This is a genomic window from Chryseobacterium sp. UYP7 (assembly GCF_056279225.1).
In genome coordinates this window covers 174,326-191,392 of sequence record NZ_JBWBQW010000008.1, presented here as the reverse complement: position 1 = coordinate 191,392, position 17,067 = coordinate 174,326, and the positions used below count along the sequence as shown (strand labels likewise).

14 protein-coding genes are annotated in these 17,067 nt (G+C 36.0%); 6 read left to right on the top strand and 8 right to left on the bottom strand.

Annotated elements, in window-relative coordinates; translation table 11 throughout:
- The first annotated feature begins 3 nt into the window (after nucleotides 1–3).
- From ACZ9HT_RS15350 to apaG, 3 genes are all read left to right on the top strand, one after another.
- On the top strand, nucleotides 4–570 hold the full coding sequence (locus tag ACZ9HT_RS15350) for a hypothetical protein (protein WP_476041375.1): 567 nt from the start codon (nucleotides 4–6) through the stop codon (nucleotides 568–570).
- 18 nt (nucleotides 571–588) lie between these two features.
- Entirely contained in the window at nucleotides 589–1,845 is a 1,257-nt protein-coding gene (gene odhB / locus ACZ9HT_RS15345; RefSeq protein ID WP_476041374.1) for a 2-oxoglutarate dehydrogenase complex dihydrolipoyllysine-residue succinyltransferase, read from the top strand.
- A gap of 80 nt (nucleotides 1,846–1,925) precedes the next feature.
- Nucleotides 1,926–2,312, top strand: a complete 387-nt coding sequence (apaG, locus tag ACZ9HT_RS15340) for a Co2+/Mg2+ efflux protein ApaG (protein WP_476041373.1) — start codon at nucleotides 1,926–1,928, stop codon at nucleotides 2,310–2,312.
- 16 nt (nucleotides 2,313–2,328) lie between these two features.
- On the opposite strand, the gene ACZ9HT_RS15335 is transcribed toward apaG, so the two are convergent.
- Genes ACZ9HT_RS15335 through ACZ9HT_RS15310 form a run of 6 tightly spaced genes read right to left on the bottom strand, consistent with a single transcriptional unit; the run spans nucleotide 2,329 to nucleotide 7,828 of the window.
- Entirely contained in the window at nucleotides 2,329–2,886 is a 558-nt protein-coding gene (locus ACZ9HT_RS15335; protein ID WP_476041372.1) for a 3'-5' exonuclease, read from the bottom strand.
- A 39-nt stretch (nucleotides 2,887–2,925) separates the two neighbouring features.
- Complete coding sequence (locus tag ACZ9HT_RS15330) at nucleotides 2,926–3,693, bottom strand: alpha/beta hydrolase (protein WP_476041371.1); 768 nt, start codon at nucleotides 3,691–3,693, stop codon at nucleotides 2,926–2,928.
- Nucleotides 3,694–4,986 carry a hemolysin family protein gene (locus tag ACZ9HT_RS15325; protein WP_476041370.1) on the bottom strand — a complete coding sequence of 431 codons (1,293 nt, stop codon included), beginning with the start codon at nucleotides 4,984–4,986 and terminating at the stop codon, nucleotides 3,694–3,696. It abuts the gene before it with no gap.
- Nucleotides 4,987–5,039: 53 nt separating this feature from the next.
- Nucleotides 5,040–5,906: an alpha/beta hydrolase gene (locus ACZ9HT_RS15320; protein WP_476041369.1), complete on the bottom strand. Its 867-nt coding sequence runs from the start codon at nucleotides 5,904–5,906 to the stop codon at nucleotides 5,040–5,042.
- Between the two features lie 58 nt (nucleotides 5,907–5,964).
- Nucleotides 5,965–6,927 carry a glycosyltransferase family 2 protein gene (locus ACZ9HT_RS15315; RefSeq protein ID WP_476041368.1) on the bottom strand — a complete coding sequence of 321 codons (963 nt, stop codon included), beginning with the start codon at nucleotides 6,925–6,927 and terminating at the stop codon, nucleotides 5,965–5,967.
- A 28-nt stretch (nucleotides 6,928–6,955) separates the two neighbouring features.
- Nucleotides 6,956–7,828 (bottom strand): lysophospholipid acyltransferase family protein, encoded by an 873-nt coding sequence (locus tag ACZ9HT_RS15310; protein WP_476041367.1) that lies wholly within the window; start codon nucleotides 7,826–7,828, stop codon nucleotides 6,956–6,958.
- 86 nt (nucleotides 7,829–7,914) lie between these two features.
- Here ACZ9HT_RS15310 and ACZ9HT_RS15305 point away from each other — a divergent pair, with 86 nt between their 5' ends.
- Nucleotides 7,915–8,502, top strand: a complete 588-nt coding sequence (locus ACZ9HT_RS15305; RefSeq protein WP_476041366.1) for a thioredoxin family protein — start codon at nucleotides 7,915–7,917, stop codon at nucleotides 8,500–8,502.
- A gap of 51 nt (nucleotides 8,503–8,553) precedes the next feature.
- On the opposite strand, the gene ACZ9HT_RS15300 is transcribed toward ACZ9HT_RS15305, so the two are convergent.
- Both ACZ9HT_RS15300 and ACZ9HT_RS15295 read right to left on the bottom strand, forming a co-directional pair.
- Entirely contained in the window at nucleotides 8,554–9,915 is a 1,362-nt protein-coding gene (locus ACZ9HT_RS15300) for an aldehyde dehydrogenase (RefSeq protein ID WP_476041365.1), read from the bottom strand.
- Nucleotides 9,916–9,978: 63 nt separating this feature from the next.
- Complete coding sequence (locus ACZ9HT_RS15295) at nucleotides 9,979–11,577, bottom strand: GMC family oxidoreductase (protein ID WP_476041364.1); 1,599 nt, start codon at nucleotides 11,575–11,577, stop codon at nucleotides 9,979–9,981.
- A 172-nt stretch (nucleotides 11,578–11,749) separates the two neighbouring features.
- Here ACZ9HT_RS15295 and purB point away from each other — a divergent pair, with 172 nt between their 5' ends.
- A complete protein-coding gene (purB, locus tag ACZ9HT_RS15290; RefSeq protein ID WP_476041363.1) occupies nucleotides 11,750–13,177 on the top strand; it encodes an adenylosuccinate lyase in 1,428 nt (475 codons plus the stop codon).
- An 83-nt stretch (nucleotides 13,178–13,260) separates the two neighbouring features.
- Nucleotides 13,261–16,950, top strand: coding sequence for a phosphoribosylformylglycinamidine synthase (locus ACZ9HT_RS15285; RefSeq protein WP_476041362.1), 3,690 nt, complete (start codon nucleotides 13,261–13,263; stop codon nucleotides 16,948–16,950).
- The last annotated feature ends 117 nt before the right edge of the window (nucleotides 16,951–17,067 follow it).

The window sequence follows — 17,067 nt, the reverse complement described above, 5'->3', positions numbered from 1 at the left end:
TTAATGAAAAAGTTCTTTCTGCTTTTAAGTGTTATTTTTTGTGTTCCGTTTTTTGCGCAGAACATGAAAGCCGAGATCGAAGATCAGTTTCGGGATTATAATCGCTTAATAGTTGAAAAAAAATTTAATGAGGCTTTAGATTTATATGGTAATGAAGATTATCTGAAATTATTTCCGAAAGAAGAACTGGTCGATATGATGAATAAAATGTTCAACGATCCCCAGTTAACGATCAATTTGATGATGCCGTTAAACATTGTTGTTAGTGAGAATGTTATTGATCAAAACGAAAAGAAATTTGTGAAGATAGATTTTCAGCAAAAGCTCGAAATGAAATTTAACGAAGCAGGATTAGACTCAAACAACATATTGTCTGCTTTAAGGCGGTCTTTTGGGAACGAAAATGTAAAATATGATGAGACCACGGGGATTTTCTTGATCGACGCATTAAAATTAGCAGTAGCAAGTTCTTCAAATTTAAAAAACTGGCAATTTCAGATTTTAGATAAAAAGCAGATCCCAGTTTTGAAAGCATTTATTCCGGAGCAGTATTTAAAAGAAATAAAATAATAAACAAAAATATTCACGATGTCAATATTAGAAATGAAAGTCCCGTCGCCGGGAGAATCCATCACAGAAGTTGAAATAGCATCCTGGTTGGTAAAAGACGGCGATTACGTAGAAAAAGATCAGCCGATTGCCGAAGTTGATTCCGACAAAGCAACCCTGGAACTTCCTGCGGAAGAAAGTGGTATTATCTCTTTGAAAGCAGAAGAAGGTGAAGTAGTTCAGGTTGGTCAGGTTGTTTGCCTTATCGATAGAGATGGTGCAAAACCAGAGAGTGCTGCCAAAGCCAAAGGTGAAAATGCTGAAGCTCCAAAAGCGGAAGAGAAAATCGTAGAAAAATCTGCCATCGTTCAGGAAGCTAAAAAAGAAGAAAAACCTGCATCTACCAGTTATGCATCGGGAACTCCTTCTCCGGCTGCGAAAAAGATATTAGACGAGAAAGGGATCGATGCTTCGCAAGTTTCAGGATCCGGGAAAGACGGTAGAATTATGAAACAGGACGCAGATGTTGCTTCTGTTGCCGCAATGGGCGGAAGTTCTACGACAAGCGGTTCAAGAGGTTCAAATACTACTAAACTTTCAGTGCTGCGTCGTAAAATCGCGGCAAGATTAGTTTCTGTGAAAAATGAAACTGCTATGTTGACGACTTTTAATGAAGTTGATATGTCTGAAATTTTCAGAATTAGAAAACAATATAAAGAAGAATTTACCCAGAAACACGGCATCGGATTAGGATTTATGTCCTTTTTTACAAAAGCAGTGACCAGAGCACTTCAAATGTATCCGGATGTAAATGCTTCTATTGATGGAGATTTCAAAACGAATTATGAATTTTGTGATATTTCAATCGCAGTTTCAGGACCGAAAGGTTTAATGGTTCCCGTTCTTCGAAATGCAGAAAATATGTCGTTCCGAGGTATTGAAGCCAATATTAAATCTCTTGCAGAGAAAGTTAGAGACGGTAAGATCACGGTTGACGAGATGACAGGTGGAACTTTTACCTTAACCAACGGTGGAACTTTTGGATCCATGATGTCTACGCCAATTATAAATCCACCACAATCTGCAATTTTGGGAATGCACAATATTCTCCAAAGACCTATGGCAATTGATGGACAGGTTGTAATTCGCCCGATGATGTATCTGGCAGTATCTTATGATCACCGCATCATTGATGGTAAGGAATCTGTAGGATTTTTGGTTGCAATCAAAGAGGCAATCGATAACCCGGTTGAATTCTTAATGGATGGCGACGAAAGAAAAGCTTTGGAACTATAAACATTTCACAAAAAGCTTTAAAATATTAAATCCCGCTTTTAAAAAGGCGGGATTTTTGTATTGATGTTCAAAACATTACTATGTTCTCTACCACTACTTTCGATATAAAGGTTTCAGTGATTCCTGAGTACGATGTTAAAAACAGTTTTCCTTCTGAAAATCGGTTTGTCTTCCGTTATCACATCTGTATTGAGAATCAAAGCGAATTTCCCATTAAACTTTTAAAAAGAAAATGGCTGATTTATGATGTAGGCTTCGGTTTTACGGAGGTTAGCGGAGATGGAGTTGTTGGTCTGACTCCCGAAATTCAACCTGGAGAGGTCTTTAAATATTTTTCAAATGTAGCTTTAAGGTCTGGCGTTGGAACCATGTCTGGCATTTATTTCTGTACACATCTTCTCACCAATGATGATATGGAAATCGAAATTCCGAAATTTAATTTGATGGCTCAAGTCTTGAGTAATTAATCTTTAAAATTCCATTTTATAAAATCTTTAGATTTTTCTTCATCACATCAGTCACTTCTTCATTTCTCGTCAACATTAATCGTTCAAAGGCAAGCAGCGATATTTTTGCACAAACTTCAGCATCAGCGCCAGCTCTGTGATGATTAAATTGAATGTTATGCTGTTCTGCCAATGACTTTAATCCATATTTAGGCAGATCTTTCCAGGATCTTTTCGCTAAAGAAATGCTGCAGAGATAATTGATTTTTGGTTTGAAGAAACCGTAGTAATCCAGACAACTTCTCAACACACCGGCATCAAATCCAGCGTTGTGAGCGATCATTAAATTTCCGTACATCAAACTTTCGGCTTCATGCCAAATCTCATCAAAAGTAGGAGCGTTCTGAACATCTTCCGGATAAATCCCGTGAACATCGATATTTCTTGGATGAAAATAGGGGAAACTTGGAGGCTTAATGAGCCAGGTTTCTGTTTTAACAATGATTCCATTTTCAACGACACAAATTCCCATCTCACAGGCAGAATGTCTTTCGTGAGTAGCAGTTTCAAAATCAATAGCGCAAAAATCAATCAATGTTTTAGTATATTTTTAAAATGAAAGTAACAGTTATTATTAGGAGAGGATCTTTTTTATTTCTGAAATGAATTCTTCATGTGAAATCAAATTATCGTGAGTTCCACCTAAAATTTCAATGAATTTTTTTTCAGTGTCAGGATTGGATTTTTCGAAAACTTCAAACAATTTTTTTCCGGATTTTAAGGGAACAACAAAATCTTTGCTTCCATGAAAATGATACAAAGGAACGTTAATTTTTGAAATATTTTCGTTAGACAAGAAATGGTAAGTCATGGTGGGCGAAACTTTGTCGGTCACTTTTTTTGGCAGCCAGCGATTGACAATATCCTGCAGATTAAAAAATGTAGATTCTAAAATAACGGCTTTCGGCTTATTTTCTGCAGCAACTTTTATCGCAAAAGCACCACCTAAACTTCTTCCATATAAAATTATTTTTTCCTCCCCATAAATCTCTTTCGCATAATTATAGGAGAACTGCGCATCCGAATAAAGAAAATCTTCGTTTCTTGGACCGGAACTTTTTCCGTATCCACGATAATCCATGACCAAAACATCATAACCGAATTTTGTATATTCATTTGCGATTTTTCCCCAGCGGTGGAGATTATCTGCGTTACCATGAAAGTAAACAATGACTCCTTTCGCTTTTTTTAATTTGAAATGAAGGACATTGATTTTACCCTCGAAAGGCGTTTCCCACAAATACTCTTCAAACTCCTCTTCAAAATCAAATTCATGATCCGTCGGCAAAACTACGGGTAGAAATACTACTTTTTCCTGAAAATATTGAAGCAGCTTTCCCATTTACTTGCGCGGTGTAGGTGTGTTTCTCGAAATTAAAATTTTATCAACACGTTGCCGGTCTTTACCAATGATCTCCAGATCCAGATCCTCAATTTTTATTTTTTGCCCAACTTCAGTAGATCCGCCACGCTCAGCAAGAAAAAAGCCAACGAGCGTGGTATAATTATCTTTGTTATCAAATTCGTAGTCAAGATGAAAATATTTAGTAAACTCTACGATCGGAAATTGTGCATCTGCAATCCAGGAATTTTCGCTTTTCTGAACAATTCGATAATCGAAGTTTTCGTTCGTCGCAGTGTTTCCAACCAACGCATCTAAAACGTCGTGCATGGTTGCAATTCCCAGCGTATTGCCATATTCGTCGATGATGATCCCGTTGTGATTTTTATCTTTTTTGAAAATCTCCAGCACTTTGTAAGCGTAATAATTTTCATTAAGGTAAATAGGTTGTCTTAAAAGTTTTTTCAGATTGAAATTTAAAGGATCTTCGATCGGAAAAATATCTTTCAGCATCACAATACCGAGAATGTCATCTAGATTATTTCCGTTCGTAACGGGATAGGCATTATGTTTTTCTTTTTTAATTTTCTCTATGATATTTTCGAGACGATCTTCAATATTAAAATAAGTAATTGCAGTTCGGTGCGTCATTAAAGTGTTGATCTTACGGTCGCCCAGTTCAAAAACCCTTTCTACAATATTATGTTCAATTTGATCGATCTGCCCTTCCATCGCGCTTTCTCTAACGATCGATTTTATTTCTTCTTCAGTCACAATGCTGTCGGACTTGCTGTCAATTCCTAATAATTTTAATATTAAATTATTGGAAGTGGTAAGAAGTAGAACAAATGGTGAGGTGATTTTCGATAAAATAGCCATCGGTTTTGCGAGCATTGTAATAATGCGCTCCGGATAAGTCATTGCAATTCTTTTCGGCAGTAACTCACCCAGTAAAATTGAAAGATAAGTAATGAAAATTACAATTCCGATCGTCGCAAATGTTTTGGAATAGGGTTGAATGGCCGCGAATTGATCCAGAAATCCCTTAAAATCATTTGTAAGCGTTTCTCCGGAATATACTCCAAGTAAAATACCGATGAGTGTGATTCCGATCTGAACGGTAGATAAAAATTTTGTTGGATTATCGGAAAGTTCCAAAGCTTTTTTTGCACCCGCGCTGCCTTTTCTTCCGGCACTTTCCAGTTTAAATTTTCGGGAGGAAACGAGCGACATTTCCGACATTGCAAATACTCCGTTGAGCAGAACGAGTAAAATGATGATGAGTAATTCCATTAAGTTCTTTAATTAATACAAAGATAATTTTTTTGGTTTTAGGATGATCATTTTTATTTACGGTGAGAGTAACCCAGACTTGTTTTATCTGAATTCATAAAGACTTTTGGCTCCGCGAAAATCTCTTCCATCACATGATGGTATTCTTCGAACTGATGAATGTTGATATGTCCTGCTCCCAATATTACGTAAAGTCTAGTCAACTTTGGATTAATTTCCGACAGATCGATGGCGGTTTTTATTGGAACTAAATGATCATCAGAGCCATGAATAATTTTGATAGGACACCGAACGTTTTTCAGATAATGAAACGTCGGAATATTATATCTGAGGAAAGGTTTTGCCGGCATAAATGGCAGATAACGATGAATAGTTCTTAAAAGAGAGTAAAGTGGTGAAGTCAGGATCAACATCCGGGGATTATTTTTTGCCGCCAGTCGCGCAGCGAATCCGGAACCGAGTGATCTTCCATAAACGATAATTTTATCTTCGGAAAATTCTTCTTTTGTGATATCGTAAATAAATTGGGAATCGCGTTTCATTGCTTCAACCGTTCTTTTGCCCGTACTTTTCCCGAATCCGCGATAATCCATCATAATGACCTCATAATCTAGCCGCGTAAAATCGATGGCAAATTTCCCCCAGCCTTTAATGCTTTTTGTATTTCCTTTTAAGTAAAGAACAACTCCTTTCGGATTATCAACCTGAAAATGAAGATAATTAATTTTTGCACCTTTTTCTGGCTCAACCGTTTTTTCATCAGCCTTTAAATTATCATATGCGAATTTAAAATCTGGCGAAAGCTTTTCGGGCTGAAAGAAGAATTTGTGTTGAAAAAAATAAATAAGCAGACCTATTACCAAAATAACGGTAACAACGATCGCAAGGATAAAATAAACATCTACTTTCATATGGTTCATATAAATGTAGCGTTATTTATTAAAAATACCGAAAGTATTGTAAAATTTTAATGATTACTTATAGGAAATGCTTAAATATTAACCATTTGGTTCCATAATAATCTTTGATCTGATTTTTCCCGCGGAGTTTTAAGGTTCCGAAAAAATGAGCGTACCAACTGGCATGGGCGCGAAGTACAGCCCAGAAATGAGAGAAACCATTCTTAAAACCTAAATGTACTGCAGCCAAACCGTCTAAAATTAGTCGAAACGGGATTAACCAAAGTAGAGTAGTTGTGGGTAAATTCTTTAGAAGCATCGACAGATTGTTCCGAATGTTTAAATAAGTTTTCTGTGGACTTTCTTTATTTAAGGTTCCGCCACCAACGTGATAAACTGTAGATTTTCCGACGTAGTAGATTTTCTTCCCTGCATTTTTTAAACGCCAGCAGAGATCAATTTCTTCCTGATGAGCAAAGAATCTCGCATCAAAACCATTTTGCTCCAAAAAATCTTTGGTTCTAATGAAAAAGCAACATCCGGAAGCCCAGAAAATCTCCTTTTCATCGTCGTATTGTCCGTGATCTTCTTCAATCTTTTCAAAAACTCTTCCACGGCAATAAGGATAACCTAAATTGTCGATCAATCCGCCACCAGCTCCCGCGAATTCGAAATAGTTCCGTTTATTATAATCAAGGATTTTCGGCTGAACTGCAGAAATATTCGGATCTTTTTTGAAAACTTCCAGAATAGGTTCGATCCAGTTTTCAGTAACTTCTACATCTGAATTTAAAAGACAGTAAATTTCGCTGTCTATTTTTTTTAAACCTTCATTATAACCTCCTGCAAAACCGTAATTTTTATCGTTAATAATGATTTTAACAGCAGGAAAGTTTTTATTTAGAAAAGAAACAGAATCGTCGGTAGATGCATTATCAATAAGATAAATTTGAGTATCAGGGGAATTTGTAATCACGTTGGAAAGAAATTTTTCTAACCAACCTTTGCCATTCCAGTTTAATATTGCGATTGCTACCTTCAATTTGAAAAATAATTTTGAGACAGGGATTTTAACCCATTACTTTTATTGCATTTTTATATTTCCACCTTCTGTGAGACCAAAGATAATTGTCGGGTCTTTTATTAATGGTGTTTTCCAGCAAATTATGGAATTTTTTTACGACTTCAAACTCTTCAAATTTTTCGCCATCCGGAAAAATTCTGTAGTAATTGATCTGATAATAACCACGCTTTACCTTTTTCATTTCGCAAAATACAAAGGCCAGATCCATTCTGGTAGAAAGTTTATCATAGCCAACAAATGCGGGAGTTCTTTGATTCAGAAAATTTAAACCGTAAGTCACCTCCGAGAAATGAGGAGTTTGGTCGGCAACAAACATGTAAACCGAATTGCCATCATTAGGATTTCTGAAAATATGACGGATTACCTCTTTAGCTTCTAAGGCTTCATTTCCGAAGCGATTCCGCAATAGTTTGATCTTTTCTTCCCAAAAACTACTTTGCACTTTACGGTAAACGGGAAAGCTTTTTTCCTGCGGAATAATGGTTGCCAAAGCGTTGTACCATTCCCAATTAAAGATATGACCCGCTAATAAAATTACATTTTTCCCCTCTTCTTTTGCCTCTTTAAAAACATCCTGATTCAAATGCTGAACCCGAACCCTTAACTCTGTAGACGAAATGGTGAATGATTTAAAAGTTTCTGCCAGATAATCGCAGAAATTAATATAAAAATTCTTTTCGATGATCTTTACTTCTTCTTTTGATTTGTTGGGGAAAGAATTGTTGAGGTTTTCCAGAACAACTTTCCTTCGATAGCCAACGACACGATAGATCACAAAAAACATGAAATCTGAAAACAGATACAAAATCTTCAGCGGAAGTTTCGAAAAAAATAGTAAAAAAGTAAAAATGATCTTCATAAATGGTTCGCAAATTTAATGATAATAAACTTTAGCGTTGGCTCTATTTTTGTTAATTTGCGACAACTAAACTTAATTAAAAATCAATGAAAAATAATTCAATAAAATTTTTGCTCTTCTCTACTTTACTTGCTACTACTTTTGCATGCTCGCAGAAAACAGAAAAGGCACAGGTTGAAAGTAAGAAAGATACAATAGTTGTTGCGAAAACAGACAGTGCCGCAATTCTGGAAGCTAAGAAAAAAGCTGCTGCGGCAGAAATAGCTAAACTTCCGAAACCTTACAATGATAAAGAAGATGCAGCGGCGAAAATCGCTGACTTGGTAAAACAGGCAAAGGCAGAAAATAAGAATGTCATGATCCAAGCGGGTGGAAACTGGTGTATCTGGTGTTTACGTTTTAATAATTATATACAAACTACGCCGGAACTAAAAGAAGTAGTCGATAAAAATTACGTTTATTACCATTTAAATTATTCGCCGGAAAATAAAAATGAAAAGGTTTTTGCGAAATACGACAATCCCGGCGCCAAATTCGGCTATCCTGTTTTTGTCGTTTTAGACCAGAATGGGAAAATGATCCACACTCAAGATAGTGCAGTTTTAGAAGATGGAAAAGGATACAGCTTAGAAAAGGTGAAAGCATTTTTCACAGAATGGGCTCCTAAATCATAACTTAAAAATATCAAAAAAATAAGTCTCGTCAGAAATGGCGAGACTTATTTTCTATAGGATCTTACTGATCCATTTTAATTTTTTATCGGTGTACGGTGGATATTTAAGGTCGGGTTCACCCCATGTTGCCCGATCCACAACGGCCTTCTGATGAGAAAAAGCCTCGAAGCCAAATTTACCGTGATAATTTCCCATTCCCGAATTTCCTACGCCACCAAAAGGTAAATGATCGTTACTCAAATGCATCATAATATCGTTAATGCAACCGCCGCCAAAGGAGATTTTCGAGATGAAGTTTTCTTTTTCTTCCGAGATGTTGGTAAACAAATAAGCAGCAAGCGGTTTCTCATGATCTGCGATCTGAAGCAAAGCTTCATTGAAATTTTTAAAAGTTAAAACCGGTAAAATCGGTCCAAAAACTTCTTCCTGCATCACATCATCGTTCCAGGTTACATTCTGAAGGATTGTGGGTTCAATATATCTTCTTTCAGCATCTGTTTTACCGCCGTAGAAGATCTTTTCTTTGTCAATTAATTTAACGAGTCTTTCGAAGTTTCGGTCATTAATGATTTGGGCAAACTGCTGTGAACCGGATTCATATTTGAATTTCTGAATATATGATTTTAACGAATCCAAAAAACTGTCTTTGGCCTTTTCATCGACCAGAATATAATCTGGCGCCACGCAGGTCTGTCCGGCATTTAGGAATTTACCCCAAACAATTCTTTTCGCCGCCACTTCAAAATCCGCGCTGCTTGTTACGATTGCGGGACTTTTTCCACCCAATTCCAAAGTAACCGGCGTTAAATGTTTTGCCGCAGCTTCGTAAATAATTTTCCCAACTTTCGGACTTCCTGTAAAAAATATTTTGTCGAATTTTAATTTGAGGATTTCGGTTGTTTCTTCCACACCACCTTCTGCAGCGAAAAAATATTCTTTCGGAAAATTTTCATTGATGATTTTCGCCATTACTTTCATGGAGTTCTCTGCCATTTCACTTGGCTTTACAATACAGGTATTTCCTGCTGCTAAAGCCGCAACAACGGGTGAAAGAGATAATTGAAAAGGATAGTTCCAGGCGCCAATCACCAAAGTACAGCCAAGTGGTTCCGGATAAATTTTACTCGAACCAAATTGATTAGCCAAATTAGTGCGAACGCGTTTCGGTTTTGCGAGGGATTTTAGATTACTCAGAAAATAATCAATGTCTTTCAGAATAAAAGAGATCTCGGTGGTTAAAGTGTCAAATTTCGATTTGCCGAAATCTTTGTAAATCGCTTCGTATAATAGATCTTCGTTTTTAAGAATTACTTCTTTCAGTTTCTCCAGATACATTTTACGGAAGTTGATGTTCTTCGTTTTCTGGGTATTGAAAAATACGCGCTGTTCAGTTAAAATATTTTGAAAATCCATTATTTTTTATTTATCGTTCGATATAAAATTAGTTACTATCACTTTAGAATGATTAAAAATCAACTAGATTTTTAATATAAGATCTGCTGCCTTTTCCCCAATCATAATACATGCCGCATTCGTGTTTCCGGAAATAATATCTGGCATTATCGAAGCATCTGCAACTCTGAGGTTTTCAATGCCGTGAACTTGTAATTGATCATTCACCACAGAATTTTCCCCATTTCCCATTCTGCAGGTTCCAACTGGATGATAAAGCGTTTCTAATGTTTTTTTAATGTGCTCGATCAAAACTTCATCAGATGAATTTCGAGGAGGCCAATTCATTTTCTTTAATCTGACATCATCAAAACTCACAGAATCTAAAATTGCCATTGCTTTCTTCAAACCAATTACCAATCGCTTAACATCATTTTCTTTTGATAAGAAATTTGGTTGAATAATCGGAGACACTCGACTGTCATTAGATTTCAACCCAACAAACCCTACGCTTTCAGGATGAAGTAAAATCGCTAAAATCGTATATCCATTCGTCAGCGGAAGTGAAAATGGATTATATAAGTCAGCTTTATAATCATTTCCCATATGCAACGGCGAAAAATGAAACTGCAGATCTGGAATTTGTTTATCTTCTGAAGATTTAAAGAAGGAAGTGGTTTCAATGATAGAATGGTTGAGCAAAGATTCCTTTTTTCGGAAATACTGAAATAAGTTATTGACGAAACCAGTTTTTTTAATAATATTATTTAATCCATTTACCTTACTGAAATCGCTGGTTCCAGTCCAAACATGGTCTTTAAGATTTTCGCCAACTGCGGGTAGATCTTTAATTAAATCGATATTAAATTTTTTCAGTTCCTCTTTAGGACCAACTCCGGAAACTTTTAAAAGTTGCGGAGATTGAATAGCACCTGCGCAAAGAATGACTTCCTTATTGCAAAATATTTTTCCAGAGGTATTTCTTCCGGTGTAAATTTCTACGCCGATCGCTTTTCCATTTTCAATTAAAATTTTCTTGACAAAAGTCTTTGTTTTGATGGTTGAATTTGTTCGATCAGCTATGGGTTTTAGAAATGCTTCATAAGTGCTTTGACGAATGTTTTTATCGATCGTGTATTGTAAAAACGAAGAACCTTCCTGCTTTTCGCCATTGTAATCTTCATTAAAATTTAAGCCATTTTCTTTACAGGCTTCAATAAATTGGTAGGTCGATTTATTGTACTCTTTTCTCAGTGAAACATTTAGTTCGCCATTTTTACCATGAAACTCATTATTAAAGGAATGGTTGTTTTCAGATTTTTTAAAATAGGGAAGAACCGCTTCGTAATTCCAGCCCTCGTTTCCCATTTGTCGCCAATCGTCATAATCTTTTGAGTTTCCGCGAACGTAAGCCATCGCATTTGTCGCACTGGAACCGCCTAAAGATTTTCCTCTCGGAATATAAATTTTTCGATTATTGACAAATTTTTGGGGCTCAGTTGAAAAAGCCCAATCCATTTTACTGCGATTCAATAAACTATACCAACCCGGAATTTTAGATAAAAAACTGGGTTTGTCACCGGCTTCTATCAATAAAACAGAATTTAATGGATTCTTACTCAATCGATTTGCTAAAACACATCCCGACGAACCTGCGCCAATAATTATAAAATCTAAATTCATTTTTTTTTATGGTCTAATTCCTAAATTTAATCATTTAATTGACCATTTTTCAAAAAATTTATCATTTTTAATAAAGCTTTAAATAAGATATTGACAAATAAAATTTATTTAAGATTGATTAACTTTTATTTCTGCTCTTAAAATATTACTTTTGTGACCTTAAAGATTTAAAATGAATTCCTACAAAAATCCTCTTGAAGAACGTTATTCGAGTGAAGAAATGCTCTACAATTTCTCCCCCAATAACAAGTTCCGAAACTGGCGAAAACTATGGATATCACTCGCCGAAATCGAGAAAGATTTAGGACTTGACATTTCCGACGAACAAATCGCTCAACTTAAAGAAAACGCAGAAGATATTGATTATGTCAAAGCTGCTGAATATGAGAAAAAATTCCGTCATGATGTGATGGCGCATGTTCACACGTATGGCGACGCTGCTCCTTTGGCAAAAGGAATTATTCACCTTGGAGCTACTTCGGCTTTTGTAGGAGATAATACCGATTTGATTCAAATGCGCGATGGATTATTACTCATCAGGAAACAATTGGTCAATGTGATGAAAAATCTGGCTGATTTCGCGCTTCAATACAAAGATTTGCCGACTCTTGGTTTTACCCATTATCAACCGGCACAGTTAACAACCGTTGGAAAACGCGCCACTTTATGGTTACAGTCTTTAGTTTTAGATTTTGAAGAATTAGAATTTTTCATTGAAACTTTAAGATTCCGTGGTGTTAAAGGAACGACTGGAACAGCTGCAAGCTTTTTAGAATTGTTTGATGGTGATTATTCCAAAGTAAAACATTTGGATAAAGAATTATCGAGTCGTTTTGGTTTTGATAAAGTTTTCGGGGTTTCAGGTCAAACTTATGATCGAAAAATTGATGCAAAGGTTGTCGCATTGCTTTCTAATATTGCACAATCTGCTCATAAATTCACGAATGATTTAAGGCTTTTACAGAATTTAAAAGAAATTGAAGAACCTTTCGAGAAAAATCAAATTGGTTCTTCTGCGATGGCTTACAAACGAAATCCAATGCGTTCGGAAAGAATCGGTGCTTTGGCGAAATTCGTGATGTCACTTTCTACAAGTTCAGCAATGGTCGCTTCTACACAATGGTTTGAAAGAACTTTGGATGATTCTGCCAACAAAAGATTGACCATTCCACAGGCGTTTCTTTCGATTGATGCTATTCTGATGATCTGGAATAATATCATGAACGGAATCGTGGTTTACGAAAACAGAATTCAGAAACATATAATGGAAGAACTTCCGTTTATGGCGACCGAATATATAATTATGGAAGAAGTGAAAGCCGGCGTTGACCGTCAGGAAATTCACGAAACCATCCGCGTTCATTCGATGGAGGCTTCGAAAAAGGTGAAGGAAGAAGGAAAAGAAAACGACTTGCTGGAGAGGATTATGAACGATACTTCCTTAAAACTGGATAAATCGAAATTGATGGAAGTGCTCGACCCGAAAAACTTCATTGGTTTCGCACCTATTCAAACCGAGGAGTTTATTGAAAATGAAGTCAATCCAATCTTAGAAAAGTACGCTGACCTGATCGGATTAAAAGCCGACCTTAAAGTATAAATTATTAATGCAGTCTTTTTGGCTGCATTTTTTACTTTGTCAAAGTTTTAAATCTTTGACAAAGTTTATTAATAAAATTGAAAATGAAAAAAAGAATCTTCGTAGAAAAAAAAGGAATTTTCGATGTTGAAAGTCCGAAAGTTTTTAATGAAATAAAAAATATCGTTCCGACGATTAAAGATGTTAAAGTCTATAATGTGTATGATGTTTTTGGTGTTGATGATAATGAGTTTTCAAAAGTCATCAACAGTACTTTTGTAGATTCGGTGACCGATATTTTGCATGAAGAAAATCCTGCAAAAAGTACTCATTTCGCGACTGAATATTTGCCTGGACAATATGATCAACGTGCAGATTCTGCACAACAGTGTATTGCTTTGTTGACTGAAAATGAGAATGGTAAAGTGAGAAGTGGAAAACTCATCGAATTATTCGGAGCTTCTGAATCTGAAGTAGAAACCATTAAAAATCATTTGATTAATAAAGTTGAATCTCAGGTTAAAGATTTATCAAAATTGGAGATTCCAGCGGAAGAAACTCCTGATCCGGTTATTGTTCATGAAGGTTTCACTGATTTTTCTGCAGAAGAATTAAAAACATTTTATGACAATCACGGTTTTGCTTTAGATATTGACGATTTAGAATTTATTCAAAATTATTTTAAAACCGAAAATAGAAATCCAACCGAAACGGAACTTAAAGTTCTTGATACTTATTGGAGCGATCATTGTCGACATACGACTTTCGAAACTGAACTAACTGATATTCAGTTTAATGATTCTTTTAAATCGACTTTAGAAACGATATTTAATGATTATTTAGAGAAAAGAAAATTTTTAGGCAGAGAAGCGAAACCAGTTTCTTTAATGGATTTGGCGATGGTTTGCGCAAGATATTTCCATAAGACAGGTAAATTGGAAAATCTGGTTGTTTCCGATGAAATAAATGCCTGTACGATTGAAATAGAAGCCGAATTCGATGGTAAAAAAGAACCGTGGTATTTGTTATTTAAAAACGAAACCCATAATCACCCAACAGAAATTGAACCTTTCGGTGGTGCCTCAACATGTTTAGGTGGCGCAATTCGTGATCCTTTGTCCGGACGTGCTTTTGTTTATCAGGCGATGCGTTTGTCTGGAGCAGCCGATGTCTTAGAGCCTATTTCCGAAACATTAGCAGGTAAACTTCCACAAAGAACAATTACGAAGCAAGCAGCAAATGGTTATTCTTCTTATGGAAATCAAATTGGTTTAGCCACGACTTCTGTGAATGAAATTTACCATGATGGTTACAAAGCAAAACGAATGGAAGTTGGTTTTGTCGTTGGTGCCGTTAAAAAAGATTGGGTTAAAAGAGAGCAGCCTCAAAATGGTGATCTTGTTATTTTATTAGGTGGAGCAACTGGAAGAGATGGTGTTGGTGGCGCAAGCGGAAGTTCGAAAGTTCAGGATGAAACCTCGATTCATACTTTGTCAACCGAAGTTCAGAAAGGAAATGCTGTTGAAGAACGTAAAATCCAAAGACTCTTTAGAAATCCAGAAGTCACGACTTTAATTAAAAAATCAAACGATTTTGGTGCAGGTGGAGTTTCAGTTGCGATTGGCGAAATTGCTGATTCACTGGAAATTAACCTCGATATTTTACCTTTGAAATATGAAGGTTTAAATGGAACTGAACTTGCGATTTCTGAATCACAAGAAAGAATGGCTGTCGTTATTGAAGCGAAAGACAAAGAAAAGTTCATCAGGTTCTGTGAAAAAGAAAATATAAAAGCCGTAGAAGTTGCCAAGGTAACCGATTCTGGCAGAATGCAAATGTTCTGGCAAGGTAATAAAATCGTTGATTTAAGCCGGGCATTTTTAGATACCAACGGTTGTGCAAAAACGCAGCATACTGAAGTGTCACACTTGCAACCAATTGAAAATGAGATTATAAAGTTCAGTGAAGAGAATTTCTTCAACATCCTTTCCGGTAAAAATGTCGCTTCCCAAAAAGGATTGGCTGAAATGTTCGATGCTTCTGTCGGCGGAACTTCTGTGGCAATGCCGTTTGGAGGAAGACATCAGTTGACCGAAATGGAAGGAAGTGTACAAACACTACCTATTTTAAACGCTAAAAACATCGAAACAGTGTCGTTAGCATCTTGGGGATTTGATGCGGATATATCGTCTCAAAACTCTTTGGTTGGCGCTGCGAATGCCGTGGTTGAAAGTGTTGCCAAGATTGTCGCGATGGGCGGAGATTATAAAAACATCCGTTTGAGTTTCCAGGAGTATTTTGAAAAGTTAGGAAACCAACCAGAGAAGTGGGGGAAACCGTTGGCTTCTTTGCTTGGTGCGTATGATGCGCAGATGAATTTCGAATTGGCTGCGATTGGTGGTAAAGATTCCATGAGTGGAAGTTTCCAGGATATTCACGTTCCGCCGACCTTGATTTCCTTTGCTTGTGCGAACGGAGAAAAAAAGAATATCATTTCACCGGAGTTTAAAAGAGCCGGAAATAAATTATACTTATTCAACCATATTTCACAAGAAAATGGAATGCCGAATTATGAGGATTTGAAACAGATATTTGATTTTATATTTGAAAATATTAAGTCCAAAAAGATTGTTTCGGTGAAGACCATTAAAGAGGGTGGAGTTGCAGTTGCTTTAGCAAAAATGAGTTTTGGGAATCATCTTGGAGCAGAAATTAAAGTAGATGAGGATTTCCTTTTAACAAAGAATATTGGAAGTTTAATCATCGAAAGTTCAGAGAATTTAGAAAATTATTTACTTCAAGTCATTGGTGAGGTCAATAATTCTAATAAATTGAAAATCAGTAGTTTAGAGTTTAACATCGAAAAATTACTTGAAGTGTGGGAGTCGACTTTTGAGGAACTTTTTCCAACCAAAGAAAAATCAAAAATAGTTGTTGAAATAGATTCAAAATTGAATTCAATTCAGCCAAGAACGATTCATATTATCAAACATCAATTAGCAAAACCGAAAGTTTTTGCACCGATCTTTCCGGGAACCAATTGTGAATATGAAACTCAGAATGCCTTTAGAAAAGAAGGTGCTGAAGTTTCAGGATTACCTTTAATTAATCTCAATCATCGACTTTTAAATGAAAGTTTAGATGCCTGGATTTCGGAAATTAATCAGTCACAAATTTTAGTTTTATCGGGCGGATTTTCTGCCGGAGATGAGCCGGATGGTTCTGCGAAATTTATTGTGAACGTTTTGAAAAATGAAAGGATGAAAAATGCAGTTCATCAATTGTTAGAACGTGACGGTATGATTCTCGGAATCTGTAACGGTTTTCAGGCTTTGGTAAAATCCGGATTGTTGCCTTATGGTGAGATTCGGGATTTAGATGCAGATTCGCCGACTTTAGCGCATAACGCAATCGGTCGTCATATTTCCCAAATGGTCGATGTGAAGGTCATTAATGATGATTCGCCTTGGTTAAAAGGAATGAAAGACCAAGTTTATACCATTCCAATTTCGCATGGTGAAGGACGATTCATGGCTTCAGAGCAAGTGATTCAGGAATTGTATGAAAATGGACAGATCGCTTCTCAGTATATTGATCACGACGGAAAGATTGCCCATGGAATGCCGTTTAACCCAAATAGCTCCTTATTCGGAATTGAAGGGATTACGTCAAAATCTGGAAAAATATTCGGAAGAATGGGACATGCGGAAAGATATTCGGAAGGATTAATGAAGAATATTCCAACCGCGAATTATCATAATATCTTCAAAAACGGAGTTGAATACTTTAAATAAAGATTTTTGGAAAAGCGATTATAAGCAATATAGATTATAATTGTAAATTATAATGTAATTAGCTTATATTATTTGATTAAGAATAGATTAACTATTAGGTATTTACCTTATATTTTG

What these genes read in the sequence shown, in the direction of transcription:
- ACZ9HT_RS15350 (WP_476041375.1), top strand. Translation starts at nt 4, where the DNA reads ATGAAAAAGTTCTTTCTGCTTTTAAGTGTTATTTTTTGTGTTCCGTTT.
- odhB (WP_476041374.1), top strand. Translation starts at nt 589, where the DNA reads ATGTCAATATTAGAAATGAAAGTCCCGTCGCCGGGAGAATCCATCACA.
- apaG (WP_476041373.1), top strand. Translation starts at nt 1,926, where the DNA reads ATGTTCTCTACCACTACTTTCGATATAAAGGTTTCAGTGATTCCTGAG.
- ACZ9HT_RS15330 (WP_476041371.1), bottom strand. Translation starts at nt 3,693, where the DNA reads ATGGGAAAGCTGCTTCAATATTTTCAGGAAAAAGTAGTATTTCTACCC.
- ACZ9HT_RS15325 (WP_476041370.1), bottom strand. Translation starts at nt 4,986, where the DNA reads ATGGAATTACTCATCATCATTTTACTCGTTCTGCTCAACGGAGTATTT.
- ACZ9HT_RS15320 (WP_476041369.1), bottom strand. Translation starts at nt 5,906, where the DNA reads ATGAACCATATGAAAGTAGATGTTTATTTTATCCTTGCGATCGTTGTT.
- ACZ9HT_RS15310 (WP_476041367.1), bottom strand. Translation starts at nt 7,828, where the DNA reads ATGAAGATCATTTTTACTTTTTTACTATTTTTTTCGAAACTTCCGCTG.
- ACZ9HT_RS15305 (WP_476041366.1), top strand. Translation starts at nt 7,915, where the DNA reads ATGAAAAATAATTCAATAAAATTTTTGCTCTTCTCTACTTTACTTGCT.
- ACZ9HT_RS15300 (WP_476041365.1), bottom strand. Translation starts at nt 9,915, where the DNA reads ATGGATTTTCAAAATATTTTAACTGAACAGCGCGTATTTTTCAATACC.
- ACZ9HT_RS15295 (WP_476041364.1), bottom strand. Translation starts at nt 11,577, where the DNA reads ATGAATTTAGATTTTATAATTATTGGCGCAGGTTCGTCGGGATGTGTT.
- purB (WP_476041363.1), top strand. Translation starts at nt 11,750, where the DNA reads ATGAATTCCTACAAAAATCCTCTTGAAGAACGTTATTCGAGTGAAGAA.
- ACZ9HT_RS15285 (WP_476041362.1), top strand. Translation starts at nt 13,261, where the DNA reads ATGAAAAAAAGAATCTTCGTAGAAAAAAAAGGAATTTTCGATGTTGAA.